The organism is Affinirhizobium capsici (genome assembly GCF_977018625.1).
This window is the reverse complement of record NZ_CDRNXD010000004.1, coordinates 2,635,589-2,662,500: the sequence shown is the minus strand read 5'-3', so window position 1 is coordinate 2,662,500 and position 26,912 is coordinate 2,635,589. Positions and strand designations below refer to the sequence as shown.

The 26,912-nt window shown below is 56.7% G+C and carries 22 protein-coding genes and 1 tRNA gene; 17 read left to right on the top strand and 6 right to left on the bottom strand.

Going from position 1 to position 26,912, the window contains the following annotated elements; genetic code table 11:
* Positions 1–56: 56 nt before the first annotated feature.
* Together putA and AC0JZ1_RS16165 are read left to right on the top strand one after the other, a co-directional pair.
* Positions 57–3,758, top strand: coding sequence for a trifunctional transcriptional regulator/proline dehydrogenase/L-glutamate gamma-semialdehyde dehydrogenase (putA, locus tag AC0JZ1_RS16170; RefSeq protein ID WP_471883342.1), 3,702 nt, complete (start codon positions 57–59; stop codon positions 3,756–3,758).
* Positions 3,759–3,837: 79 nt separating this feature from the next.
* Entirely contained in the window at positions 3,838–4,431 is a 594-nt protein-coding gene (locus tag AC0JZ1_RS16165; RefSeq protein ID WP_471883341.1) for a DUF922 domain-containing Zn-dependent protease, read from the top strand.
* A 113-nt stretch (positions 4,432–4,544) separates the two neighbouring features.
* On the opposite strand, the gene AC0JZ1_RS16160 is transcribed toward AC0JZ1_RS16165, so the two are convergent.
* Positions 4,545–5,870 (bottom strand): dicarboxylate/amino acid:cation symporter, encoded by a 1,326-nt coding sequence (locus tag AC0JZ1_RS16160; RefSeq protein WP_471883340.1) that lies wholly within the window; start codon positions 5,868–5,870, stop codon positions 4,545–4,547.
* Positions 5,871–6,087: 217 nt separating this feature from the next.
* Between AC0JZ1_RS16160 and AC0JZ1_RS16155 the strand changes: the two genes are divergently transcribed.
* From AC0JZ1_RS16155 to AC0JZ1_RS16145, 3 genes are all read left to right on the top strand, one after another.
* A complete protein-coding gene (locus tag AC0JZ1_RS16155; RefSeq protein WP_471883339.1) occupies positions 6,088–7,944 on the top strand; it encodes a sensor histidine kinase in 1,857 nt (618 codons plus the stop codon).
* Positions 7,941–9,296, top strand: a complete 1,356-nt coding sequence (locus AC0JZ1_RS16150) for a sigma-54-dependent transcriptional regulator (RefSeq protein WP_471883483.1) — start codon at positions 7,941–7,943, stop codon at positions 9,294–9,296. Before AC0JZ1_RS16155 ends, AC0JZ1_RS16150 begins: the two co-directional genes overlap by 4 nt.
* A gap of 94 nt (positions 9,297–9,390) precedes the next feature.
* The gene (locus AC0JZ1_RS16145) at positions 9,391–10,692 is read left to right on the top strand and encodes a UDP-glucose dehydrogenase family protein (RefSeq protein WP_471883338.1); all 1,302 of its coding nucleotides are present in this window, start codon (positions 9,391–9,393) and stop codon (positions 10,690–10,692) included.
* A gap of 3 nt (positions 10,693–10,695) precedes the next feature.
* Here AC0JZ1_RS16145 and AC0JZ1_RS16140 read toward each other — a convergent pair whose 3' ends face one another.
* Positions 10,696–11,124, bottom strand: coding sequence for a response regulator (locus AC0JZ1_RS16140; RefSeq protein ID WP_471883337.1), 429 nt, complete (start codon positions 11,122–11,124; stop codon positions 10,696–10,698).
* On the bottom strand, positions 11,121–12,251 hold the full coding sequence (locus AC0JZ1_RS16135; protein WP_471883336.1) for a histidine kinase dimerization/phosphoacceptor domain -containing protein: 1,131 nt from the start codon (positions 12,249–12,251) through the stop codon (positions 11,121–11,123). The genes AC0JZ1_RS16140 and AC0JZ1_RS16135 overlap by 4 nt, the downstream gene beginning before the upstream one ends.
* A 158-nt stretch (positions 12,252–12,409) precedes the next feature.
* Between AC0JZ1_RS16135 and AC0JZ1_RS16130 the strand changes: the two genes are divergently transcribed.
* A tRNA-Pro gene (locus AC0JZ1_RS16130) sits at positions 12,410–12,486 on the top strand.
* 300 nt (positions 12,487–12,786) lie between these two features.
* Here the strand turns inward: AC0JZ1_RS16130 and AC0JZ1_RS16125 are convergent.
* Positions 12,787–13,776, bottom strand: a complete 990-nt coding sequence (locus tag AC0JZ1_RS16125; protein WP_471883335.1) for a GlxA family transcriptional regulator — start codon at positions 13,774–13,776, stop codon at positions 12,787–12,789.
* Between the two features lie 216 nt (positions 13,777–13,992).
* Here AC0JZ1_RS16125 and AC0JZ1_RS16120 point away from each other — a divergent pair, with 216 nt between their 5' ends.
* The 11 genes from AC0JZ1_RS16120 (at position 13,993) to ccoS (ending at position 24,964) form a co-directional block, all read left to right on the top strand.
* Entirely contained in the window at positions 13,993–14,682 is a 690-nt protein-coding gene (locus tag AC0JZ1_RS16120; RefSeq protein WP_471883334.1) for a YqcI/YcgG family protein, read from the top strand.
* Entirely contained in the window at positions 14,682–15,371 is a 690-nt protein-coding gene (locus tag AC0JZ1_RS16115; protein ID WP_471883333.1) for a class I SAM-dependent methyltransferase, read from the top strand. The genes AC0JZ1_RS16120 and AC0JZ1_RS16115 overlap by 1 nt, the downstream gene beginning before the upstream one ends.
* Positions 15,372–15,416: 45 nt before the next feature.
* On the top strand, positions 15,417–16,685 hold the full coding sequence (locus AC0JZ1_RS16110) for an APC family permease (protein WP_471883332.1): 1,269 nt from the start codon (positions 15,417–15,419) through the stop codon (positions 16,683–16,685).
* 188 nt (positions 16,686–16,873) lie between these two features.
* Positions 16,874–18,499, top strand: coding sequence for a cytochrome-c oxidase, cbb3-type subunit I (gene ccoN / locus AC0JZ1_RS16105; RefSeq protein WP_471883331.1), 1,626 nt, complete (start codon positions 16,874–16,876; stop codon positions 18,497–18,499).
* Between the two features lie 12 nt (positions 18,500–18,511).
* Positions 18,512–19,243, top strand: coding sequence for a cytochrome-c oxidase, cbb3-type subunit II (gene ccoO / locus AC0JZ1_RS16100; RefSeq protein WP_471883330.1), 732 nt, complete (start codon positions 18,512–18,514; stop codon positions 19,241–19,243).
* 12 nt (positions 19,244–19,255) lie between these two features.
* Positions 19,256–19,408: a cbb3-type cytochrome c oxidase subunit 3 gene (locus tag AC0JZ1_RS16095; RefSeq protein WP_471883329.1), complete on the top strand. Its 153-nt coding sequence runs from the start codon at positions 19,256–19,258 to the stop codon at positions 19,406–19,408.
* 2 nt (positions 19,409–19,410) lie between these two features.
* Positions 19,411–20,274 (top strand): cytochrome-c oxidase, cbb3-type subunit III, encoded by an 864-nt coding sequence (gene ccoP / locus AC0JZ1_RS16090; protein WP_471883328.1) that lies wholly within the window; start codon positions 19,411–19,413, stop codon positions 20,272–20,274.
* 175 nt (positions 20,275–20,449) lie between these two features.
* On the top strand, positions 20,450–22,027 hold the full coding sequence (ccoG, locus tag AC0JZ1_RS16085) for a cytochrome c oxidase accessory protein CcoG (RefSeq protein ID WP_471883327.1): 1,578 nt from the start codon (positions 20,450–20,452) through the stop codon (positions 22,025–22,027).
* Positions 22,024–22,518, top strand: coding sequence for a FixH family protein (locus tag AC0JZ1_RS16080; protein ID WP_471883326.1), 495 nt, complete (start codon positions 22,024–22,026; stop codon positions 22,516–22,518). The genes ccoG and AC0JZ1_RS16080 overlap by 4 nt, the downstream gene beginning before the upstream one ends.
* On the top strand, positions 22,515–24,815 hold the full coding sequence (locus AC0JZ1_RS16075; RefSeq protein WP_471883325.1) for a cation-translocating P-type ATPase: 2,301 nt from the start codon (positions 22,515–22,517) through the stop codon (positions 24,813–24,815). The genes AC0JZ1_RS16080 and AC0JZ1_RS16075 overlap by 4 nt, the downstream gene beginning before the upstream one ends.
* Positions 24,812–24,964, top strand: a complete 153-nt coding sequence (ccoS, locus tag AC0JZ1_RS16070) for a cbb3-type cytochrome oxidase assembly protein CcoS (protein WP_471883324.1) — start codon at positions 24,812–24,814, stop codon at positions 24,962–24,964. The genes AC0JZ1_RS16075 and ccoS overlap by 4 nt, the downstream gene beginning before the upstream one ends.
* A gap of 40 nt (positions 24,965–25,004) precedes the next feature.
* Here ccoS and AC0JZ1_RS16065 read toward each other — a convergent pair whose 3' ends face one another.
* Positions 25,005–25,703: a ParA family protein gene (locus tag AC0JZ1_RS16065; protein WP_471883323.1), complete on the bottom strand. Its 699-nt coding sequence runs from the start codon at positions 25,701–25,703 to the stop codon at positions 25,005–25,007.
* A gap of 129 nt (positions 25,704–25,832) precedes the next feature.
* On the bottom strand, positions 25,833–26,912 hold the full coding sequence (locus AC0JZ1_RS16060) for a protein-glutamate methylesterase/protein-glutamine glutaminase (RefSeq protein ID WP_471883482.1): 1,080 nt from the start codon (positions 26,910–26,912) through the stop codon (positions 25,833–25,835).

The following is a 26,912-nucleotide window of genomic DNA, read 5'->3' as shown; positions in this document are numbered from 1 at the left end:
GCTCTGCGTTCTTTCATTTATAGTGTGGAAAATTCACTCGCGTGAGGCTTTCCGTCATGACTGCGCAATCTTTCTCCACTCCACTCCATTCATCCGCGCCAAAGCCGCCATTTTTCGAGTTTGCCCCACCCATTCGCGATCCCTCAGAGATCCGGCAAGCGATTACTTCTGCCTATCGCAGGCCAGAAGTGGATTGCGTACTTGATCTTTTGCCCGCTGCATCGCTGCCAGAGAGTCAAAAGGTGGAAGTTAAAGCAGTCGCACGTCGCCTTGTTGCAACGCTGCGGGGCAAGGCGCGAGGCTCAGGTGTAGAAGGGCTTGTTCACGAATATTCTCTGTCCAGTCAGGAGGGAGTCGCCCTGATGTGCCTTGCGGAAGCGCTGTTGCGTATTCCGGATATGGCGACGCGAGATGCGCTAATTCGCGATAAGATATCGCACGGAGATTGGAAATCGCACGTGGGTGGGGGGCGCTCGCTTTTCGTCAACGCGGCCACGTGGGGCCTGGTCGTCACTGGGAAATTGACCTCAACTGTGAATGACCGTAGCCTCGCATCGGCGCTGACTAGGCTGATTGCACGGTGCGGGGAGCCGGTTATTCGCCGTGGCGTTGATATGGCCATGCGGATGATGGGTGAACAATTTGTCACCGGCGAAACAATTGCAGAGGCGCTGAGCCGTGCGCGGGAGATGGAGGCCAAAGGCTTCGGCTATTCCTACGATATGTTGGGTGAGGCGGCGACCACCCGTGCCGATGCGGAGCGTTATTTCCGTGACTATGAAAATGCCATTCACGCCATCGGTCGTGCGGCAGCCGGGCGCGGTGTTTATGCAGGTCCCGGTATATCCATCAAGCTCTCGGCTCTTCATCCCCGTTACACGCGTGCTCAGGCAGGCCGGGTCATGCAAGAGCTTCTGCCACGGGTCAAAGCGCTCTGCCACCTCGCCAAGGGTTATGATATCGGGTTGAATATCGACGCAGAGGAGGCGGATCGTCTGGAGCTTTCTCTGGACCTGTTGGAAGCGCTGTGTCTGGATCGAGAGCTATCCGGCTGGAACGGCATTGGCTTCGTCGTTCAGGCTTACGGCAAGCGATGCCCCTTCGTGCTGGACTACATTATCGATCTCGCCCAGCGTTCAGGCCATCGTATCATGGTGCGGTTGGTGAAGGGTGCTTATTGGGATGCTGAGATCAAGCGTGCACAGCTTGAGGGACTTGAGGATTTTCCTGTCTATACCCGCAAGGTGCATACGGATGTGTCCTACATCGCCTGTGCCAGAAAGCTGCTGGCCGCTCGCGAGGTCATCTTCCCACAATTTGCAACACATAATGCTCAGACGCTTGCGACGATCTATCAGATGGCAGGCCCTGAATTTACCATTGGGTCCTATGAGTTTCAGTGCCTGCATGGCATGGGCGAGCCGCTATATGAGGAAGTTGTCGGCCCTGCCAAACTTAACCGTCCCTGCCGCATTTATGCGCCTGTCGGTACGCATGAAACGTTGTTGGCCTATCTCGTCCGCCGGCTGCTGGAAAATGGAGCCAACTCCTCCTTCGTCAACCGTATTGGCGATGAGAATGTGAGCATTGACGATCTGATCACCGATCCGGCTGATGTTGTTCGGGCGCAAGCAAAGCCGGGTGCAAAGCACGAGAAGATTGCACTGCCTCAGGATTTGTTCGGCAAGGGCAGGCGCAATTCTGCGGGTCTTGACCTGTCGAATGAGAATACCCTGTCCCATCTTTCTGAAGTCTTCCAGCGAGAAGCTGAAAAGCCGGTCGAAGCAACTTCCCTGCTTGCATTCGGACATACCGCAGCCAAGCCGCAACCTGTTCTTAATCCCGCCGATCACAGAGACCAGGTCGGAACTGTGGTGAATGCTGCGGAAGCGGATGCTGCGCGCGCAGTTTCAGCAGCCAAAGCTAGCGAAGTCTGGCAGCAAACGACAGCTCAGGATCGCGCTGGCATTCTGGAAAAGGCTGCCGATCTGCTGGAAGAAAAGATGCCAGAACTTTTGGGCCTCATTATACGGGAGGCTGGGAAGTCTCTGCCCAACGCTATTGCTGAGGTCCGGGAAGCCGTTGATTTCCTCCGCTACTATGCAGAGCAGGCACGGCGTACGCTAGGTGTTTTGCATAGACCTTTGGGTGCGGTGGTGTGCATCAGCCCCTGGAACTTCCCTCTGGCGATATTCCTTGGGCAGGTGTCCGCCGCTCTTGTCGCGGGCAATTCGGTTCTTGCAAAGCCAGCGGAAGAAACGCCCCTGATTGCCTATGAGGCGATCAAGCTTCTGCACGAGGCCGGCGTGCCGCGTGATGCGGTCCAGTTGGTTCTCGGCGATGGTGGAATTGGAGGTGCGCTGGTTTCGGCGCCAGACGTGGCGGCGGTTATGTTCACGGGCTCCACAGAGGTGGCCCGCATTATCCAGAAGCAATTGGCGGACCGACTGTCTGAAACGGGCAGGCCAATTCCCTTGATTGCGGAAACTGGCGGCCAGAACGCTATGATTGTCGATTCGTCAGCACTTGCTGAGCAAGTTGTCGGTGATGTCATAGCCTCCGCCTTCGATAGCGCGGGCCAGCGTTGTTCGGCGCTGCGTATTCTCTGCCTGCAGGAGGATGTCGCAGAGCGTGTGCTGACCATGCTGAAGGGCGCTCTCGCCGAATTATCGATTGGACGAACAGACAAGCTTTCAATCGATATCGGCCCTGTGATCACGCATGAGGCTCAACAAAACATCAATGCGCATATTGAGCGCATGCGTATTCTTGGCCGAACAATCCACCAAGCAGCACTTCCGCCAAGCGCGGATCAAGGCACTTTCGTCGCGCCCACCATCATCGAGCTGAACTCCATCAAGGATTTGCAGCGGGAAATCTTTGGTCCGGTTCTTCATGTCATCCGCTATCGGAGGGAAGATCTCGACCGGTTGATTGAGGATATCAATGCCACAGGTTATGGCCTAACCTTTGGTCTGCATACGCGGCTTGATGAGACCATTGCTTATGTCCTTAGCCGGATCAAGACAGGCAATCGCTATGTAAACCGCAATATCATCGGGGCCGTTGTGGGCGTTCAGCCTTTTGGCGGGCGGGGTCTGTCTGGCACGGGTCCAAAAGCTGGCGGTCCGCTTTATCTGGGTAGGCTGGTGCAGACACCGCCGGAGCCACCACAACTCAGTTCCGTGCATCTCGATCCGGCGTTGAGCGCTTTGGCGCGTTGGCTGGATGACGGAAAGCGCCCTGAGCAGGCAGAGCTAGCCCGCGCAATTGGCAGCCAGTCGGCGCTCGGTTTGGAATTGCAATTGCCGGGACCAGTCGGTGAAACCAACCTGTACGCGCTGCATCCGCGCGGGAGAATTCTCGCTGTTCCGGCCAGTGAAAACGGTCTCATCCTGCAATTGGCCAGCATTCTTGCCACGGGCAACATCGCCGTGGTCGATGTATTTCGAGCACCGTTAGAAGCTCTTCTGGACCAATTGCCCGAGAGTGTTCGCACGCGCGTTCAGAAGGTGAAAGCCTGGAACACAATTGGACCCGCTGCCGGTGCCTTGCTGGAAGGTGAGGACGAGGAAATCAGAGCGCTTCAAATGCGAGTTGCAGATCTGCCGGGCCCGTTGGTTTTGACGCAAGCCGCGAAATCTACGGAGATGGACAGGGTGGATAGCTATTGCCTGAACTGGCTTCTGGAGGAGGTGTCAACATCCATCAACACGGCGGCTGCCGGTGGCAACGCCAGCTTGATGACCATTGGTTGACGGGCTTCCTATCGAAGCAGTTTGAGATAATGTGCGTCGCCATCGGGCGGCGCAGGAGAACCGGATATTGCGACTGATAATGAAGTGCCTTCCCCTTGTTGCAGGCGTTATCGCTGCATCAAGCCTTGCTCAGAATGCCCATTCTGCCGACTGGCAGCCGATTGAGCAGATCAAGACTTACTCAATCAAGGGAAAGACCGGGATTGATCTTTATCGATCTATTGGCAGTGAAGGGCCAAATGCCGGGGTGCAGGCAATCGCGCATACCAGTTTCAAGCTGACCTGGACGCGCAAATATGAGCCGCAGGGTTCGGCTTGCGCCATTACGGTTGCAAAGCCGCGTGTTATCATCACCTATACACTCCCCAAACCCTCAACGCCCCTGCCTGTGGACGTCAAGCAAAGCTGGGCTCGCTTTATCGCTGGCGTAGAAAAGCACGAGCGCGTACATGGCGGCTTCGTGAAGGAGCTCGTTCAGCAGATCCAGGATTACAGCCTGGGCCTCAGGGTCGAGAATGATCCCCAATGCAAGCGTATCCGCGAGATATTGACGGAGCGGCTCGGCGAGCTGTCACGGGCAGAGCGGGCGCGCAATGTGGAGTTCGACCGGGTGGAACTGGCCGATGGTGGCAATGTTCATCAGCTCATTCTGGCGCTGGTCAACGGTCCCTGAGCTTGAATAAACTTGAAGGATTCGAGCAGAAGGCCCGCCGAGCGACCGGCGGGCCTTCTGGTAAGATCGAATAGCTTTGATGGCAGGCCGATCTTCTTCCTTGGGAGGAATTCCTATTCAGCAGCCTGCAATCCAGAGGCTGTTGGTTCTGGCAATCGGCCAGCAAGAGCTTCGTTCAGCTTTGCAGCATCCAGCTCATTTTCCCAACGGGCTACCACAATGGTCGCAACAGCATTGCCCACGAAGTTGGTGAGCGCCCGGCATTCAGACATGAAGCGATCAATGCCTAGAATGAGCGCCATGCCTGCAACGGGAACCGATGGAACAACCGAAAGGGTCGCCGCAAGCGTAATGAAGCCAGCGCCTGTAATCCCTGCCGCTCCCTTGGAACTCAGCATCGCAACGAGCAGAAGCAGGATCTGGTCCGCGATCGATAGCTGAATATCTGTTGCCTGTGCGATGAACAGCGCGGCCAGCGTCATATAGATATTCGTGCCGTCGAGATTGAAGGAATAGCCGGTCGGGATCACGAGGCCCACCACGGAGCGCTTGCATCCTGCTCGTTCCATTTTCTGCATCAGTCCCGGTAATGCCGCTTCAGAGGAAGAGGTGCCGAGAACCAGCAGAAGTTCCTCCTTGATGTAGCGAATGAGAGCGAAGATGGAGAAGCCATTGTACCGGGCGACCGCACCCAGCACGACCACCACGAAGAGGATGGAAGTGAGGTAGAACGTGGCAATCAGGAAGGCCAGATTGGCGACCGAACCGATTCCATATTTGCCGATGGTGAATGCCATGGCACCGAAGGCACCGATGGGGGCCGCTTTCATCAGAATAGCAACCAGCTTGAAGATGGGCGCCGTTACAGCCTGCAAAAAGTCGGTGACCGGCTTTCCGCGCTCCCCCACCATGGCCAGAGATATACCGAACAAAACAGAGAAGAACAGAACCTGAAGAATATCACCTTGGGCGAAAGCGCCAACAATCGTTTCCGGGATGATGTTCATCAGGAAGCCGGTGACTGAACTTTCGTGTGCCTTGGTGGCATAGGTGGCGACTGCCTTGGCATCGAGAGACGCCGGATCGATATGCATGCCACTGCCCGGTTGCACCACATTGGCAACCAGCATGCCAACAGCAAGCGCAAGCGTGGAAAAGACGAGGAAGTAGAGCATTGCCTTACCGGCAACGCGACCCACTTTCTTCAAATCAGACATCCCGGCAATGCCGGTCGCAACCGTCAAAAAGATGACTGGTGCAATAATCATTTTGACAAGGCGTATGAACGCATCGCCGAGAGGTTTAAGGGACGCGCCAATATCCGGATAAAAATGACCAAGCGCGATGCCAGCCGCAATGGCGACCAGCACTTGAACATAAAGTTGGCGATAAAGCGGAATTTTGCCGCGAGGGGTCGCAGCGTCGAGATTTAAATCCATACCTGATCCTCCTTGCGTCCCCTACCCAACGGCTCTCCCGGAGACGACATTTCGATGATGAGGTAGAATTGCAAGCTGTGTGCCAACTTCATTTATTAGGATAAGTACCTGATATGAAAATATAATAATTCCGAACTCCCCGTCCGGGTGAATTGTGTGTGCGGAAATTCACACAGATTGACTTGTCGCGTGGGTCTTGTTGTGCGAAAAATCGGACATGAAAAAAGGCTTGAACGGCGTGATGGACTGGATGGCTGCGCCCGCACCAAGGCGCCGTTGGGCCATGTTTACGCTTCTCTCCTTTGCGCTGGTCGGCGTCACCCTCATTGGTGCGCATCGCTATGCGACAGATGCTGCGATGCAGGAATTGCGCAGCCAAGGCCGCATCGATGCCGGACTGAAAGTTGCGCTTTTGCGCGCTGTGCTGGAAAGACCAAGGGCACTACCTATGATCCTCTCTCGCGACCGGGAGGTGGAGGAGGCGCTGAGAGAACCGACCAAGCCGCATCTGGATGCGTTGAACCGAAAGCTCCAGGAGCTTGTAGCCGGCACCAACGCCTCGGTACTCTACCTTATTGATCGTCGCGGCATCACCATTGCATCGAGTAACTCCGCCGAGCCGACCAGCTTCGTTGGCAGTGATTATTCTTTCCGAGACTATTTTTCCCGCGCCATGGCAGAGGGCAAGGCGGAGCACTTTGCGCTGGGGAGCGTCAGCCTGAGGCCCGGTCTCTACATTTCCGAACGCGTGGGACCAAAGGATGCGCCTCTCGGTGTCATCGTGGTCAAAGCGGAATTCGATCAGCTGGAGCGCGATTGGCGCGAGACGCTAAAGCCCACATTCGTTGCGGATCGTGATGGTGTCGTGCTGATTACGAGTGTCGAGTCCTGGCGTTTTATGACTACCGCAACACTTGCGCCCGCCCTAAGCCAGCAAATTCGTTCCAGCCTTCAATTTGGCAATGCCCCGCTTATTCCGTTGCCAATGGTGGAGCTGGAGCCGTTTCAAAGCGATGCCCGGGTCATCCAAGCCGTGCTGCCGGGAGAGCGGCAGACGCATATGGTGGAAGTGGCCTTGGCCGTACCATCCACACCATGGAAACTGCATTACCTGCTGCCGACTGAGCCGCAACTGGATAATGCCGTTGGTCAGGCGCAATTGGCAGCGCTTGCCATTCTTCTGCCCCTGCTTGCGCTTGCTGCTCTCGTTCTGATGCGCAGGCAGGCGGTGCTGGCCCGCATCGAGCGTGAACAATCAGCGCGCATCGAGCTGGAGCGCAGGGTAGAGGAACGCACGCTTGATCTGCGGAATGCGCGGGATCGGCTGGAAACCGAGATTTCAGATCACCGCACCACGGAGGCCCGGCTCCAGGGCGTGCAGCAGGAGCTGGTGCAGGCTAACCGCCTTGCGATCTTGGGCCAGGTTGCAGCCGGTGTTGCCCATGAAATAAACCAGCCGGTCGCAACCATTCGTGCCTATGCGGACAATGCCGCCACTTATCTGGACCGGGATCGCTCGGATGCTGCTCGCGACAATCTGAGGGAAATCGCGGGCCTGACAGAGCGGATCGGGATGATTACCGAAGACTTGAAGGCGCTGGCCCGGAGGGGAAGAAGTGCTGCAGGTCCTGTCAATTTGCAAGAGGCAGTTTCGGGCGCGACTATGCTGCTGCGAAGCCGTTTTGCCGGAAGGCTGGATGCCTTACGGGTTGATCTTCCTGCCGGTGCTCCAATAATTGTGCAGGCAAGCCAGCTTAGGTTGGAGCAGGTTCTCATCAACCTGTTCCAGAACGCGCTGGAGGCGATTGAAGGCCGCGAGGATGGCCGCGTCAGCGTGAACGCGCATATGAAGAATGAGCATGTCTTCCTGACAGTTGAAGATAATGGACCAGGCATCCCGCAAACCGTGCGTGAGCATCTCTTTTCTCCCTTCAATAGCTCCAAGGAGAAGGGGTTGGGCCTGGGGCTCGTCATCGCGAAAGACATTATTTCAGATTATGGCGGGCGTATCAGCGTCGATACCTCGGACACTGGCACATGTTTTACAATCGAGCTGAAGCAGGTGCAGCCATGACAGACAGCATTCCAGTTCTTCTCGTGGACGATGATCGTGACCTGTTGCGGGCCACTTCGCAGACGCTGGACCTCGCCGGGTTCTCAGTCAGCGCACATGCGACCGCTCGCGAAGCCTTAGGCCAGATCCAGTCGGATTTTTGTGGTGTCGTCGTTTCCGATATCCGAATGCCAGGCATGGACGGGCTGGAACTGTTCGAACGAATTAAGGCAGTCGATGTCGATATCCCGGTCGTCCTCGTCACCGGCCACGGGGATATTCCCATGGCTGTGGATGCCATTCGCAATGGAGTCTATGATTTTATCGCCAAGCCTTATGCTGCTGAGAGACTGGTGCAATGTGTCCGCCGTGCCGGTGAGAAGCGCAACCTTGTGCTGGAAAACAGGGCGCTTCGGGAGGAGAGAGCGGCCGATGAAGGCGATCTTCCGCTCCTGGGGCAAACGCCTGTCATGCAACGCCTTCGACAAACCATCCGTCAGATTGCCAATACAGATGTCGATGTGCTTTTGACCGGAGAGACTGGCACCGGCAAGGAAGTGGTCGCCAGCCTGCTGCATCGGTGGAGCCGACGGGCAAAGGGCGAGTTTGTTGCGTTAAATTGCGGCGCCTTGCCGGAGCAGATCATGGAAAGCGAATTGTTCGGCCATGAGGCGGGTGCCTTCACCGGCGCGCAAAAGCGGCGCGTCGGCCGTATAGAGCATTCCAGTGAAGGAACGCTTTTTCTGGATGAAATTGAAAGCATGCCCGCCTCCTCGCAGGTGCACATGCTGCGGGTGCTGGAAATGCGCGAGGTCATGCCGCTTGGCACCAATGAAGTGCGCCCTGTCGATTTGCGCGTGGTTGCAGCTTCCAAGATCAATCTCGGCAATCCTTCCGAGCGCGGCGGGTTCCGCGAGGATCTGTATTATCGGCTGAATGTGGTAAGCCTCTTCATCCCGCCATTGCGGGAAAGGCGCGATGATGTGCCACTGCTTTTCCGCTATTTCTGCCAACGTGCGGCAAAGCGCTTCGGGCGCGATATGCCGCGTCTGGACGGTACCGTCACACGCCATCTGGCAGAACATGACTGGCCGGGCAATGTGCGAGAACTCAACCATTTCGCTGAGCGCCTGGCCCTTGGGCTCGAGCCTTCTCAACCTCAGGCCCTTCCCGTGACGGTTCCCGATAGCGTGAACCAAAGCCTGCCGGATCGGCTCGCTCGCATCGAGGCAGACTTGATTCGCGAGGCCTTGCAGCAACATGATGGTGACGTACGCCGCACTGTCGAGGCGCTCGGCATCCCCCGCAAGACCTTTTACGACAAGCTTCAGCGCCACGGCATTGCGCGAGGAGACTTTACCAATGGTAGCTGACTGACATTTGAAAGTTAAACTGCGACCCTATATCTCCCCATTGAACTTCCATCGCCCCATGTCATCCCGCCGGGGCAGCAAACGAGAGACATTCATGCGTATTACGATGATCGGTGCCGGCTACGTGGGTTTGGTATCGGGAGTTTGCTTCGCCGATTTCGGTCACCATGTGACTTGCGTGGATAATGTGGAAGAAAAGGTTGCCGCCCTGAAATCCGGCAGTATCCCCATTTATGAGCCGGGGCTGGAAGATATGGTTCGCTCCAACGTCAAGGCGGGCCGGCTTTCGTTCACCACGGATCTGGCCAAGGCAGTGGAAGATGCCGATGTCGTTTTCATCGCGGTCGGCACGCCGTCTCGCCGCGGCGATGGACATGCAGATCTGTCCTATGTCCATTCCGCTGCACGCGAAATTGCCCACGCCATGAAAGGCTTTACTGTTGTCGTGACGAAATCGACCGTCCCGGTAGGCACAGGCGACGAGGTGGAGCGCATTATTCGCACCGAACGTCCTGATGCGGATTTCGCCGTGGTCTCAAATCCGGAATTTTTGCGCGAAGGCGCAGCCATTGCCGACTTCAAGCGCCCGGATCGGATCGTCATCGGCTCGGAGGATGAACGCGCAACGGAGGTCATGCGGGAAGTTTATCGTCCGCTCTATCTCAATTCCGCGCCACTGTTCTTCTGCGATCGCCGCACCTCTGAACTGATCAAGTATGCCGGAAATGCTTTTCTCGCAATGAAGATCACCTTCATCAACGAGATGGCAGATCTGTGCGAAAAGGTCGGTGCCGATGTGCAGAAGGTGGCGAAGGGCATAGGCATGGATAAGCGTATCGGAGACAAATTCCTTCACGCTGGTCCTGGCTATGGCGGTTCATGCTTCCCGAAAGATACGATGGCGCTGGTCAAGACCGCCCAGGACAATGAGAGCCCCTTGCGCCTGATCGAAACAACGGTGGCGGTAAACGATTCTCGCAAACGTGCCATGGCCCGCAAGGTGGTATCTGCATGTGGCGGTAACGTGCGTGACAAAAAGATTGCCCTGCTGGGCCTCACCTTCAAACCCAATACGGATGATATGCGCGATGCACCGTCGCTCTCCATCATCCAGGCTTTGCAGGATCATGGTGCCTCCATTCATGCCTATGATCCTGAGGGTATGGACGTGGCAAAGACAATGCTGAAGGAGGTAACCTTCGGTGAAAGCCCCTACCAGATTGCGGAAGGGGCCGACGCCATTGTTCTCGTGACGGAATGGGACGCCTTCCGTGCGCTCGACTTTCGCCGCCTGAAGCCCCTTATGAATACGCCGACCTTCGTGGATCTTCGCAATGTCTACCCCGGTGAGGAGGTCACTCGCCACGGCTTCGATTATTGGGGGGTCGGAAGATAGCGATCAACCTGTTCCGGTCATGCGCTGCTCCAGCCAAGGTGCAGGAACGAGGCTGGGTGGGATGACGTTTCGCCGCTCGCCTCGAATGAAGCGTTCTATGTAGGATAGCGCATTTTCAAGCCCGTTCATCGTATAGGGCTTTTCGATGGCACCGATCGCGCCGGCAAAATCATCCGGGATGCGCTTCAGATTTCCCGTCACAAAAACGTAGGAAATACCCGAAGACGACAAGTAGCGACCGACGTCGATTCCACTTGGACCGTCGAGGAGATGAATATCCACGAAGGCAAACTCAGGCCTATACTTGTCTGCAAGCGCCTTTGCTTCCGCACTGGACATCGCCTGCCCAACAATCGTGTGTCCGGCGGCTTCCAGTTCGCTCTCCAGTTCAAGAGCAAGCAGCGCCTCGTCTTCGACGATCAGAATATTCACGTATGATAACCCTCTTCTACGCTTTCCACTGGGAGGCGGATATCGACAATGGTGTTTTCGCCCTGCTTGCTGCGTTCGATCTTGGCATTCACCTGTCTCGCGCAGGTCTCAAGAATCGTTCGGCTGAACTCTTCATCGGCCCGGTCCACTTCGACAGGCATCATTGAATCGGCTGTTCTGATCTGAAAGTGGCCGTTGAGGCGCTTGATGCAAAGGTTGAGTTTGCCGCCCCCATCTTTCAGTCCTCGCCGCAGCGCATCGCCCACCAGTTCATTGATGATCAGCGCGAGCGGCGAAGCCTTGATCGCGGGGACCAGAACGGGCGACAAATCGAAAGTGATCCTGATGTCATCGCGCCTCAGCGCGCCGATCATGTCCGTCACAAGATCACGGGCAAATTCGGAAACATCGAACCTCTCGACATCAGACGTGGTGAAAAGCTTGCGCTGCACCGTGCTGAGGGCCTCGACGCGATCAAGAACCGAGCGAAGGGTACGCCTGACGGTTTCATCGCCGCTGGTGCGCGCTTGAAGCTTCAAGATGGATGCGATGGTCAAGAGGTTGTTCTTAACCCGGTGATCCACTTCGTGCACCAATAGCGTTTTGGCATCCAGCGCATCGCGAAGATCCTTGGTGCGACGTGCGACTTCGCGCTCAGCGGAACTGCGAGCAGCGGCGAGTTCCATCTGCTTGTCTTTCACATGGGTGAAATCAAGCTGGGAGGCAAAGAAATACACCACTTCCCCATCGCTATTGCGCACCGGGCTCATGAAGAGTGCATTCCAGAACTTTGTACCATCCTTGCGGTAATTGAGAATATCGACCTCAAGGCTGCGCTCTTCATTGATGGCTTCACGCAGCTGCGCGACAACGGCTTTGTCGCTATCCGGCCCCTGCAGCAGACGGCAATTACGTCCGATCAGTTCCTGCTGGGTGTATCCGGTGAGTTCCGAAAAGGCGCGGTTGGAAAAAATGATAGGATTATCCGGCTGCCGCGGATCAGTAATGATCATCGGCATGCGTGTCGCTTTAAATGCGGCGGCAAAGGGGTCTTCTGATAAATGCTCCGCCAGCAATCTGTTGCCAGCATTGCGAGCGTTGAGCTTCGACTCTTCTTCATTATTCATGGAAACCAAGCGATGCCCGAAACAATCTGAAATGACATAATGAATGAGGGCGCTAACGGTTCCCGTACCGCGTTTCCAGGGCAAAAAGACCCGTCAAAAATTTGCCAACGGGAGCTTGTGCAAATGAAAGCGCTCATCTATAGCAGCGCCACTGGTCACGGAGTGTAGCGCAGTCTGGTAGCGCACCACGTTCGGGACGTGGGGGTCGGAGGTTCGAATCCTCTCACTCCGACCAGCTAAAGCCAGCAGTTCCTGAGCTTCTCCTCTCATAACAATCTATTTTCGGCACGAAGTTATTCAGTTCGCACGACTGACTACCAGCCGTTCTTGGCCTTTGGCTGGTGCCGCGCGAGTGAGTGGAAGGTAAAGGGACGGCCAGCGTGTCCTCGCGGCAGCAACGTGACGTCAATCTGTCGCCCGACCCCGTTCTAAAGATAACGGCGGTCGCGTCCCAAGAGGCTTTTTGCAGAGCCGGCAGGCTTCGTCCACCCAATTCTTGTATCGCCTGCTATCTGTGGTGCTTTGCTGAAGTTCGTCACAGCGACGAGCCGTCACGGACTGTCTTGCGGTAGGATGCGGGCGACATTTGAAATTGCTTGCGAAAATGATGACGAAAAATATCCGCAGAGGGAAAACCAACTTCGGCTGCAATATGCTCCACGGGCATGATGCTGTCTTCCAGCAAAATGCGCGCCGCAAAAAGGCGCTGCTGGGTCAGCCATTCCGCGGGTGGCATCCCGCGTGCTTGCTGAAAACGCCGGATAAAGGTGCGGCGGCTCATTCTGCAGCGGCTTGCCATGTCATCGACGCTGATTTTCTCCTTCAGGCGGCTCAGTAACCATGCGCAGAGATCTGAAAGACCATCCACCTGCGTTTGCGCAGAATGAGGAATATATTGGCTCTGATCTCCCGTGCGGAAGGCAGGTATCACCATGCGTTGGGCGACCGCTCGCGCCGATGCGCCACCGTAATCTTTACGAATAATGTGCAAGCACAGGTCCATTCCCGCCGCTCGCCCCGCAGAACTCATGATGTCTCCTTCATCCACGTAGAGGACTTTGGCGTCAACTTTAATCTTGGGAAAGCGGCTCGCCAGAAGCTGCGCCTGCGACCAGTGAACTGCAGCCCGCCGCCCGTCCAAGAGACCCGCTTCGGCCAACAGAAAAACGCCGGAGCAGATGGAAACGATGCGGCTGCCGCTGGCATGGGCCTTCTTCAGCGCCTTGACGACGGCCATTGGCGGCGGCTCATCCACATCGATCCATCCCGGCACGATAACAGTGTGAAACGAATGGAGGTCAGACAGACCTTGGGAGCTCACGATGCTGACCAGCCCTGAGCGTAGTGGGGACGAGGTGCGCTCCGCACACACTTCGATACGATAGGCTTTCTGAAAATCATTGGCGAGTGAGAATATCTCCATGGCGAGACCCATCTCGAAGAGATTGGCCCCATCATAGGCGACAATTGCCAGACGACGCTCGTCGCTATTCTGGGCTGTGGCCGGTAGCAACAAGTTTGGCACGATATTCCGTTTAGATGTCACAATTCACCGTTGTTTGAGATGATTAACTGATCAAACTCAAGAGCGCAATTAAGATACAACCGATAATAGATTCAATAATAAAACCAGAAATAAATGGGAATAAGGGTGGGGGACCCGAATATCATGCAGCTATTTCATCCAGTTAATATTAATAAGAACTCAAATATAAATGGTCTTGTATGGGCCCAGGAGATGATGGCGCAGATCGCATCTCGCTTTGAAATGAAGGACGGACCTGAGTTTCCTTGCGTTTTCGCACAGAATGCTTTCGCGAGGGGCAATATTCTCTGCATGCCGGTCAGCTTTCGGAATGGTGCCTATGATATGGAGTTTTTCTATGACGGTCTGAAAGATTATCTGGAGGCAAGTCTCGAATGGGATGGTTCTGTCAACACTGCACAGCCGCTACTGGTCCTGTTCGAACCTGTGAGGCATCTGTCCTCCACTGATGACTATCAAAACCTGTTCATATCTTCGATGCAGTATCTGATCGACCACGATCCTGTGCCCTGGGTCGATGGTACGCCGACGGCGCCCGAGCGTGAATTCTGGTCCATGTGTTTCCAAGGCCAGCAAATTTTCGTCAATGTCAGCCATCCCCAAAACCAGAAGCGGAGAAGCCGCAACCTCTGTGATTGCATGGTCCTCGTCATCAATCCGCGTGAGCGCTTTGATATCGTTGCAGGCATTCACAAGAAGGGCTTCGCAATGCGCCAGAAGATCCGTGAAAACATTGATCTTTATGACGATGTGCCACGCAGCCCACTTTTGGGTCACTACGAATCTGGTGATCTCGAATGGCCACAATATTTCTTGCCCGATAGCAACGACACGCCGCCCTTGCGCTGCCCTTTGAAGTTCCGTCAGGTTGAGGAGATCGGCTGATGGATATGGATGTGAGCCTGGCTTCTCGCATTCCCGAGCCGGAATATATGACGGAAGAAGAGGAGATTTGCTACGCTGCCGCCGATTATAGCGTTCCACATGAGGCGCTCGCGCGCGAGGTGGTCCGGGTTGCTTCTGGAAGGGTGCGCCGCGCAGTGGATCTCGGCTGCGGTCCGGGCGATGTTCTGTTACGCATTCGTCGTCATGCGCCGGACTGGATATTGACGGGTGCCGATATCTCCCCCCGCATGCTGGCCATTGCCCGCGATGCGCAGGAAGAGAGACTGTCAGCGCATGAGCAGCGCATCAATTGGCTGCTTACCAACGGGCGAAACCTTGCCTGTGCCGATTGCAGCTTCGATGTCGTGATCAGTAACAGCGTTCTGCATCATGTGGCGGATGTGGTTCAGTTCTGGCGGGAAATCCGGCGAGTGGCCGACGAAGGCGCGCATATCTTCGTGCGTGATCTGCGCCGTCCTGCGAATGAAGAGGCAGCAAGGGCTCTTGTGCGCAAGCATGTGGGTGGCGAATCCGAGGTCGTGCAAGCGCATTATCTCAGTTCGCTGCGTTCATCCTACACATGCGATGAAGTGCGTTTGCAATTGGCCGATGCTCAGATAGGCGGGCTGAGCGTGTCCGAGCTGGAGGATCGGTATGTGACGGTGGAAGGCTGCCTGCGCAAAATCTGAACAACACGGGTGCAAAGCGAGAAGGCCGCGAGGAGGAGAAGTTTCATGGCGTTGAACAAGTCCATGTCCGTTCCGCAAGGTGTCGTCCTTGCCATTTGCACCATCATCGGCTCCGGCCTGCTCGGGCTTCCAGGGCTGGCCATTGAAGCAGGGGGAGGGGCTGCCGCAGCCCTCTCCTGGCCGCTCACCCTGCTTATTTCGCTGCCGCTGGTCATCATCTTTCTCAGTCTGTCACTTGAAGTGCAGGATTCCGGCGGCGTGGCTCGCTATGCCGCTCTGGCACTGGGCAACTGGGCGGAGACGGCTGTGTCGCTCATCTTTGCCGTCACCTTCATGCTTTGCATTCCCATCGGTACTTTCATGGGCTGCTTGTACCTGCAGAAAATCTTTGGCTTGCCTGAAGGCGCAACTGTCCTGCTCGCATTTGCCGTTCTTATTACATCCACTTTCGTCAACCTGTTCGGCCTACGCCCTGCTTCGTGGATCAATGTGGCATCGGCCCTGTCTCTTGTGCTGCTGGTTTTTTTATTCGTCAGCGCACAGCCGCATCTCTTGGGTGCGGGCGTGCAGGCGTATCAAGGCTATCTCGCCAACTGGAAAGATGTGTCAGTCGATTCTCTCTGGAGCGTCAGCGCCATTCTGTTCTGGGCATTTCTCGGCTGGGAAAATCTCAGCTTCGGCAGTGGTGAAGTGTCCGGCGGGCGTCGTGCGATCAAGCTGATCTTCGTCATCGGCTTTGTTCTGGTTACTGCGATCTATGCCGCTCTAGCACTGGTGGCGACAGGTGCCGAAGCCTCCGGCATAAGCGTGCACGGCGTTTCCGGTCTTTTAAATCTGGTCGAAAACAGTCCGCTGGCGGTCGTCGTATATGGTTTGATCGTGCTTGTGGTTCTTGCCAACGTCAATGCATGGGTTTTTGCCGCAAGCCGATTGATCTTTTCCGCTGGCCGCGCTCGCATTTTGCCTGGTGCATTGGGGGCGCTTGCACCCAATGGCATGCCGCGCACCTCGCTGGTCTTCATGCTGGCGATCTATATCGTGCTGTGCCTTGCGCTGCATTTTCAGGTCTTCACTGTCACGCAAGGGCTCATGTTGGCGAACCAGAACTTCATCGTCATCTATCTGGCCGTCATTCTCTGCTATTTCCGGTTTAACCGCTCCCTCGTATCCCGCTTGATTGCGCTGTCCGCAGTTGCCTCCAGCGGCTTCCTCATCGCTGGCTTTGGCTGGACCCTGATCGTTCCTCTAGCCCTCACCGTCATTGGCTACGGCATCGATCTTCGCCGTAAAGCAAACCCGGTGCCTGTTGCATAATCCGGCACTGGCACATTGTATTGCAACGGCATTCCGGCATTGCTCGTGCTGAATGTGAAGATGCATTTCTTCTGTTGATCCAAATCAAGGTCTGCTTGTGCGGATAATGTGATTTCTCCAAGTGGCGGGGTTCGCTGGCTTACTGCTGATGCCGATCCCCATGATTGTCGCCTCTGGGGAATGTTCCGATGAACAATACCGTACCAATCGTGGCGCTGACCTTAGGGGCCTTCCTGGCGCTCCTGGGGGCCGGCTTTGCTCACGATAGTTTATTCGCAGCACACATGTGGGTGCTCTTCTTTACCTTGGCAGCAGCCACCATCGTTCTGCTCCGCCAGCTCAAATTCGCGCCTGCAGGCCGTTCCGCCGCCGCGGCGGATAAGACCGGCTACTTCGATGAAGTGGTCAAGTATGGTGCCATCGCTACCACCTTCTGGGGCGTCGTCGGCTTTCTGGTCGGCGTTGTCGTGGCCTTGCAGCTCGCATTCCCGGATCTGAATTTCGGGCCGTGGTTCAACTTCGGGCGCTTGCGTCCGCTCCACACATCGGCGGTCATCTTTGCATTCGGAGGCAATGCGCTGATCTGTACCTCACTTTATGTGGTGCAGCGTACATCGCGTGCCCGTCTCTTCGGTGGCGATGGTCTGGCCTGGTTCGTGTTCTGGGGATATCAGCTGTTCATCGTCATGGCAGCCACCGGCTACCTGCTCGGCATTACCCAGGGTCGCGAATATGCGGAACCGGAATGGTATGTCGATCTTTGGCTCACCGTTGTCTGGGTTGCCTATCTGGTCGTTTTCCTCGGCACGATCCTGATGCGCAAGGAGCCGCATATCTATGTGGCAAACTGGTTCTACCTTGCCTTCATCGTCACCATTGCCATGCTGCATGTAGTGAACAACCTGGCGGTGCCTGTCTCCTTCCTCGGCGTCAAGAGCTATTCGGTCTTTTCGGGCGTGCAGGATGCGCTGACGCAGTGGTGGTACGGCCATAATGCCGTGGGCTTCTTCCTCACTGCGGGCTTCCTCGGCATGATGTATTATTTCGTGCCCAAGCAGGCTGGCCGCCCGGTCTATTCCTACCGTTTGTCGATCATCCACTTCTGGGCTTTGATCTTCATGTATATCTGGGCAGGTCCCCACCACCTGCATTACACCGCCCTGCCGGATTGGGCGCAGACGCTTGGCATGGTCTTCTCGATCATGCTGTGGATGCCTTCCTGGGGCGGCATGATCAACGGCCTGATGACGCTTTCGGGCGCCTGGGACAAGATCCGTACTGACCCTATCATCCGCATGATGGTCATTGCCATCGCCTTCTACGGCATGTCGACCTTCGAAGGTCCAATGATGTCGATCAAGGCCGTGAATTCGCTCAGCCACTATACGGAATGGACAATCGGTCACGTCCATTCGGGTGCACTTGGCTGGGTCGGCATGATCACGTTTGGTGCGATCTATTATCTCGTACCAAAGCTCTGGCACCGCAATCGCCTCTACAGCCTCGCCATGGTCAACTGGCACTTCTGGCTCGCCACCCTCGGTATCGTGGTTTATGCGGCCGTTCTGTGGGTTGCCGGTGTCCAGCAGGGCCTGATGTGGCGCGAATACGATAATCAAGGCTTCCTGGTGTACTCGTTCGCGGAAACCGTGGCTGCCATGTACCCCTATTATGTGCTGCGTGCGCTGGGTGGCACCCTGTATCTGGCAGGCTCTCTCATCATGGCCTTCAACATCACCATGACCATTCTTGGCTACGAGCGGCGTGAAAACGTTCCAGGCGCGATGCCTGCTGCGCTCCAGCCTGCCGAATAAGGAGCGGACCCCATGTCCATTATGGATAAACACCAGTTTATCGAGCGGAATGCGACCCTGTTGCTGGTCGGCTCGCTACTCGTCGTCTCCATCGGCGGTATCGTGGAAATCGCACCGCTATTCTACCTGCAAAACACCATCGAGAAGGTGGAAGGGATGCGTCCCTATTCGCCGCTCGAACTGGCGGGCCGCAACATCTACATTCGCGAAGGGTGCTATGTCTGCCACAGCCAGATGATCCGCCCCTTCCGCGATGAAGTGGAGCGTTACGGTCATTACAGCCTGGCGGCCGAATCCATGTACGATCATTCCTTCCAATGGGGTTCGAAGCGTACAGGACCGGATCTCGCGCGTGTCGGTGATCGCTACTCGAACGAATGGCATGTGCAGCACCTGAACCGTCCTCGCGATGTGGTGCCGGAATCGATTATGCCAAGCTACGCCTTCCTGAAGGAGACGACGCTCAAGGTGAACGACGTCACGATGGACCTGAAGGCGAACGTGGCCGTGGGCGTGCCTTATACTCAGGAAATGCTCGACAATGCCAAGGCGGATCTGAATGCACAAGCCGATCCGAATGCGGATACGACGGCCCTTCTGGCACGCTATCCCAAGGCCAAGGTCGGTGATTTCGACGGAGACCCGACAAAGGTCACCGAGATGGATGCGCTGGTTGCTTACCTGCAAATGCTTGGCACGCTGGTCGATTTCTCGACCTATGACGATGCCACCGGCTATCGCTGAGGAGGCTGAACGATGGAAGTCTACACGGCAATGCGTCACTTCGCCGATAGCTGGGGTCTGCTGGCCATGACCCTTTTCTTCGTCGGCGCGCTTCTCTTCGTCCTGCGCCCCGGCGCAAAGCGCTCGGCTCAAGAAGCCGCAAGCATCCCTCTGAAGGAGGATTGATCATGGCGGACAAACATATCGATGAAATCAGCGGCATCGAAACCACCGGCCATGAGTGGGACGGCATCCGCGAATTGAACAATCCCCTGCCGCGCTGGTGGCTCTGGAGCTTCTACGCCACGATTGTCTGGGCGATTGCCTATACGGTCGTCTATCCCGCCTGGCCCATGCTGACGGGTGCTACCAAGGGCGTGTTGAACTATTCCAGCCGCGCTGAACTGACGGCGGAAGTGACAGGGGCCAAGGCCGCTCAGGCATCCATGGTTGAGAAGATCGCAGCGCTTCCGGTCAAGGATATTCTGGCTGATCCCCAGCTCACCCAGTTTGCCACATCGGCTGGCGCCGCTGCTTTCAAGGTCAATTGCGTGCAGTGCCATGGTTCCGGTGCGGCAGGCGGTGCGGGCTATCCCAACCTCAACGATGATGATTGGCTGTGGGGCGGCAATATCGACGAGATCCACCAGACCATTGCACACGGCATTCGCTATAATGCTGATACGGATACGCGTGTGTCTGAAATGCCTGCCTTTGGTGAAATCCTGAAGCCGGAGGAAGTGCATCAGGTTGCAGCCTACGTCGTCAGCCTCACCGGCACGCCGCATGATGCCAAAATGGTGGAGCCGGGCAAGCAGATCTTCGCGGATAACTGTGCCTCCTGCCATGGTGCGGATGCCAAAGGCAATCGCGAGTTCGGTGCGCCGAACCTAGCCGATGCCATTTGGCTGAAGGTTGAGGGAGAGGAGCAAATCGCAGCTCAGGTGCGCCAACCCAAGCACGGCGTCATGCCAGCCTGGAACGCGCGTTTGGGGGATACCACAGTCAAGGAGCTGGCTGTCTATATCCATTCGCTGGGTGGCGGCGAGTAAGCGCCCCGCCCTGACATCTGCGATTTTTCAAGGCCGCTCCGAAAGGGGCGGCTTTTTCTCGTTATGGCTCGCAAGGGTGCGGCATGCGGGCGCGGTCCTGCCAGTCTTGACCTAAATCAAGGTCTATATGCGCAAACGATGGGAAAAGGGAGCATATCATCAGCGGACCCTTGCCATGAACATCTATACAGCCCCACCCACACCCGAACCGAAGAGGAAGCCAAACGGCAATACGCCTCCGGTCGCTCCGGGGGCTGAGCCGCTCTACGAGGCGCGGAAAAAGATCTTCCCGAAAGATGTGCATGGGCGCTTCCGCCGGTTCAAATGGCTGGTCATGCTGATCACGCTTGGCATCTATTATCTGACGCCATGGATTCGGTGGGATCGTGGTCCCTTCGCGCCGGATCAGGCGGTGCTGGTCGATCTGGCTAACCGACGCTTTTATTTCTTCATGATTGAAATCTGGCCGCAGGAATTCTTCTTCGTTGCCGGTCTCCTCGTGATGGCGGGCTTCGGCCTCTTTCTCGTCACATCCGCCGTAGGCCGCGCATGGTGCGGCTATGCCTGTCCGCAAACGGTTTGGGTTGATCTGTTCATCGCTGTCGAACGCTTTGTCGAAGGCGATCGAAATGCACGCATGAAGCTCGATGCCGCTCCATGGGGCCTCGGCAAACTTGCCAAGCGTGTAACCAAGCACGCAATCTGGCTGGTTATTGCCGCGGCAACGGGTGGTGCCTGGATTTTCTATTTCGCCGATGCGCCGTCGCTGGCCTTTGATTTCATCACTGGCCAGGCGGCCTTCGTTGCCTATTCCACGGTCGCTTTCCTCACCTCCACCACCTATGTACTCGGTGGGTTGATGCGCGAGCAGGTCTGCATCTACATGTGCCCCTGGCCCCGTATCCAAGGTGCGATGCTGGACGATAACTCGCTCGTTGTCACTTACAATGATTGGCGCGGCGAGCCACGCGGAAAGCGCCCCAAAAAGGCAGAGGATGCCCTTACCGTGGGTGATTGCGTGGATTGCAATGCCTGTGTTGCGGTCTGTCCCATGGGTATCGATATCCGCGATGGCCAGCAATTGGCATGCATCACCTGTGCGCTGTGCATTGATGCCTGCGATAGCGTCATGGACAAGCTTGGACGTGAGCGCGGCTTGATCGCCTATGCGACCTGGAACGAATACCAGTCCAATATGGCGCTGGCGACGGATAACGGATCGAGTGAGATCGATCCGGCGCGTGTGCGCAACGCGGATGGCAGCTTTGTCGACAAGGTCCGCCATTTCGATTGGAAGATCCTGCTGCGCCTGCGCACCATGCTTTACATGGGAATCTGGACAGCGGTTGGTCTCGCGCTGCTTGTCACGCTCCTGGCCCGCGATCGGCTGGAAATCAATGTTCTGCATGATCGCAACCCCCAATATGTTCTGGAATCCGATGGCTCGATCCGCAATGGCTATACGGTGCGGCTCTTGAACATGATCCCGGAACGCCGCGTGGTCTTCCTCTCGCTGCAAGGCCTGGCCGGTGCGGAGATGAAGATCCCTTCGGTCTCCAATGACTATTCGGATCGCGTCTTTGCCATTCCGCTGGAGCCGGACCGTGCGGTGCCGCTCAAGGTTTTCGTCACGCTTCCGAAGAAGTCCGTTTCCGATACCCGCGAGGGCTTCACCTTCATCGTGGAAGACAGGGCCAGCGGTGAACGCAATGTCTATCACGCCAATTTCGACGCGCCCGGAGGCAGCAAATGAACATGCGCAATGAAACCGGTTTCACCTTCACAGGTTGGCACATGATCGGTGTCATCTGCCTCTTTTTCGGCACGATCATCTCGGTGAATTTCTACATGGCCTATCAGGCCGTGCATTCCTGGAGCGGTCTGGTGGTGGACAACACCTACGTCGCAAGCCAGCAATTCAATAACAAGGTGGCAGAGGCAAAGGCCCTGAACGCTTCCGGGTTAACGGATGCTCTCGACGTTACCGGCGACCATATTCAAATCACCATTCTCGATGCGTCCGGTCAGCCGGTTGTCGCCGATGACGTCACAGCCATGCTGAAGCGCCCTGTGGGCGATCACCAGGATTTCACCGTCCAATTGCCATCGCTGGGGCAGGGCGTTTACCGGCTGGAACGGCCGGTTCTCGACGGACATTGGATCGTGGATGTGAGCGCCATGAAGGATGGCAAGCGCATTCTACACCATACGCAGCGCATTGCGGTGATTGGAGAGCGTAAATGAGCTGCTGCGCACCGGGTTCACAAGCTTCGCTGGAAATGATGCAGGCGGCCCATACCGCTCCTTCGACGGAAGAATTGTTGCTGGCAAGCCGTGATCTGGGTGACGGCCGCCGACAACTGGAACTCAGCGTTCCCGCAGTGCATTGCGGCACCTGCATTTCCTCAGTGGAACAGGCACTGCGTGAAATGCCAGAGGTGGAGCGTGCACGTGTCAACCTTTCGACCCGCCGTGTTTCCATCGTCTGGAAAGAGCGGGATGCAGATCCAGTCGATCCGCGCGAATTCGTCAGCGCCATCTGGAAGAAAACAGGATACGAGGCGCATCTGTTTTCTGCCGAGGCTGAAGGCGATGATCAGTTGAAGGCGCAACTGTTGCGCGGTGTTGCGGTCACCGGTTTTGCGGCGGCCAATATCATGCTTCTTTCGGTCTCGGTATGGTCCGGTGCGGAAGCGGCAACTCGCGACCTGTTTCACTGGATTTCGGCCATGATTGCAGCGCCAGCGCTGATTTATGGTGGCCGCTTCTTCTATATCTCCGCCTGGGATGTCCTGCGCCAGGGCCGCACGAACATGGATGTGCCGATTGCGCTGGCAATCACCCTCTCTTATGCGGTTTCGCTCTGGGAGACGATCCATCACGGCGAACATGCCTGGTTTGATGCCACGGCTTCGCTTCTTTTCTTCCTTCTGATCGGTCGCACGCTCGACCACATGATGCGAGACCGGGCGCGGGCGGCCATCGTCGGTCTGGCAAGGCTTTCTCCACGTGGGGCCATGGTGCTTTTGCCGGATGGCGGACGTGAATACAGATCGGTCGATGATATTCGCAAGGGTGATCAAATTGCCGTTTCTGCCGGAGACCGCTTGCCGGTGGATGGCATTGTTCGTGCAGGTGCCAGCGATCTGGATGTCTCCATCATCAATGGTGAGGCTGCGTCCCACCATGTCGAAGTCGGTGCCGCGGTTCAGGCGGGAACGATGAACCTGACCGGTTCACTCACCATCGAGGCGACGGCCACGGCGCGAAACTCATTTCTCGCTGAAATCATTGGCCTCATGGAAGCAGCAGAAGGCGGGCGTGCTCACTATCGCCGCATCGCGGATCGGGCGGCGCAAATCTATGCTCCTGCCGTGCATCTGCTGGCTATCCTTACCTTCCTCGGCTGGGGCATTATCGGTGGAGACTGGAAACAGGCGCTGCTGATTGCCATTGCCGTGCTCATCATCACCTGCCCCTGTGCGCTGGGTCTCGCGGTGCCGGTGGTTCAGGTCGTTGCGGCGGGCCGTCTGTTTCAGGATGGCATCATGGTGAAGGATGGGTCGGCCATGGAGCGGCTGGCGGAAATCGATAGCGTTGTCTTCGACAAGACCGGAACCTTGACACTGGGGCGGCCGCAATTGATGCGCAGTCATGGCCGTGCTGAAGATATCGCGCTGGCCGCCGCCATTGCCGCGCATTCCCGCCACCCGCTCTCGCAAGCCTTGGCCGCTGCCTATCCCGGTTCAACAGGGGTGATTGACACCGTTGAAGAGATTTCCGGTCAAGGCATGATTGCCGTTTGCCGCAAAGGCACTTATCGCCTCGGGCGGCGTCATTTCGCTTGCCCCGAAAGCGGTTTCGTAACGGATGATAGCTATTCCGAGGTTGTGCTTTCCCATCATGGTGTGGAACTGGCGAGCTTTTCCTTCGAAGACAAAGTGCGCCCCGGTGCAGCAACGGCTGTCATGTCGCTGCGTAAGCAGGGCTATGCACTCTCGATGCTGTCTGGCGACCGCAAGCCCGTCGTCGCCCGGTTTGCAGAAAAGCTGGGACTGACGAGCTGGAGAGCCGAGCTGACGCCCGCCGGAAAATGTGAGGCTTTGCAGGCCTTGGCAGATGAGGGAAAGCACTGCCTGATGGTGGGCGATGGCATCAATGATGCTCCGGCTTTACGGGCGGCGCATGTGTCCATGGCGCCAGCCACCGCTGCGGATATCGGGCGGCAAGCGGCGGATTTCGTCTTCACGCACGAGGGGCTTGATGCAGTGCCGGTCGCAATCACCATCTCCCGTCGCGCCGGTCGCTTGATCAGGGAGAACTTTGCTCTGGCGATTGGCTATAACTGCCTTGCCGTTCCCATTGCGATAGCCGGCTATGCAACACCTTTGATCGCGGCCATTGCCATGTCCACGTCTTCGATCATCGTGGTGGCAAATGCGCTTCGGCTCAAGGCTTTCAGCCATCCGCTCCCGGATATGAGAGATGTATCCGCACATAAGCCTGCTGCCGGACTTTCTGGAAAGGCGCACGCAGCATGAACATGCTCATCTATCTCATCCCAGTCGCGCTGTTGTTGGGGGGGCTTGGCCTGTTTGCCTTCCTTTGGTCGCTGAAGACGGGGCAATATGACGATCTGGACGGCGCTGCATGGCGCGTTCTGGACGATGAGGACCGACCACGAAAATAGAGCGGCTGAAGAGCCGCTCGCTTGCTTTGACTGAGAGAATTCAAGCCGTGGCTTTGAGGCCGCTCCGTTGTGCCCTGATCATCGGCACGCGGCGCAAGACATCCTCTGCATAAAGGCGGGCATTCTCGCGCGCCTTATCCAGATTGCTGATGCGGCCCGGGTCCATCGTATGCAGTGTACCGCCACAGTCGAACACGTCGCGGAAGGCCGAACGCTCAATAATAGGCACATTGAGAACATCGACGCTACGTTGCGCAAGCAAACCTTTCACAGCCAGTAGCGCACGGGTCGTCACAAGCGAATTGACGCGGGTGAGAACAACGGAATGCGGCACCTTCAGGCCAAGGCGATCATCCAGATACTGCAAGAGTTCCAGCACATGCGCGCCGCCTTGTGCGTCCATGGCGCAGCCCTGGATGGGAATGAGAACATGGTCGGAAAGACCCATGGCCTTTGCCAGAAGCGGGCTTCGAATACCCGGTAGGTCTACCAGAATATAATCCGCCTGATCACGCTGTTCTTGAAGATGCCGATCGATCGAAGCCTGTGTCACGTAGGGAATAACTGTGAGGCGTGCGACCGGTTGCGAAAGGTCGTACCAGCGGGAAACCCAATGTTGCGGGTCCGCATCCAGAACCGCCACGCGATACCCCAGTCGGGAGAGCTCGGTTGCAAGCAGCAGAACGGCTGTGGTTTTTCCAGCGCCACCCTTGGTGTTGGCAAACGTAATGACGGGCATTGTCGATCCTGAAAACATGAGGTCATGAGCAGGCATCGCTCGGAAAAGTCACGATCATCGTGCCGATTCAGACTAGCAAAACATGGTTAACCAATTCTGATCCAGGCTAAGCAAGTCGCTGAACGGGCCTCAATGCCTCTTGTCTGCCGCCAAAATTTCCGGGGCAATTTGCGAAAGGGAAACAACGCGATCCACGCCGCCTCGGGCGATGGCTTCCTTGGGCATTCCAAATACCACGGAGGTGGCCTCGTCCTGCGCGACAGTGAAGGCACCTGCCTGATGCATTTCCTCCATGCCACGTGCGCCATCATCGCCCATGCCGGTCATGATCACACCCATGGCATTGCTTCCGGCAGCGCGCGCGGCCGAGCGAAACAGAACATCGACGGATGGACGGTGGCGGCTGACCAGAGGGCCGCTGCGAATAGAGACATGATAGCGAGCACCTCGTCGCTCCAGCAGCATGTGCTTATCGCCCGGCGCGATGAGAACATGTCCCCGCAAAACGGGGTCACCATCTTCCGCTTCCTTCACCTCTACCTCGCAAAGACCGTTGAGGCGTTGTGCAAAAGCGGCGGTGAATTTTTCCGGCATGTGCTGAACGATGACAATGCCCGGCGAATTGGCTGGCAACGCTTCCAGCATCTCGCGAAGTGCTTCGGTGCCGCCGGTTGATGCGCCTACACACACAACCATCTCCGTCGTTTTCGCCATCGCTCCCAGTCGGGGAGGGGGCAAAATGGCATCCGCCGTCAGCTTTTCCTGAACATGCGAATCCGGCCTGAACCGCTTCATTTTGTTCAGTCGCGCTCGTGCGGCTCCCTTCACGGCGGCCCGAACACGCTCTGCGCTTTCTGCCAATTGGTCAGCCGCACCGATCTTGGGTTTCTGGATGATATCAACGGCACCCGCCTCCAGGGCCTGCATCATCGTGGCAGAGCCCTCTTCCGTCAGGGAAGAGCACATAACGACGGGAATGGGGTGTTGCGACATTAATTTCCGCAGGAAGGTTATGCCGTCCATCTGCGGCATTTCCACATCGAGCGTGATGACATCTGGCACTTCGTCGCGAATCTTGCGGGCTGCCATAAAGGGATCGGTTGCAGCACCGATCACCTCGATCTCGTCATCTTCGGAAAGAATCCGCGTCAACGTCTGGCGGATGCTTGCGGAATCGTCAACGATGAGGACGCGGATCTTCTTGTTCAT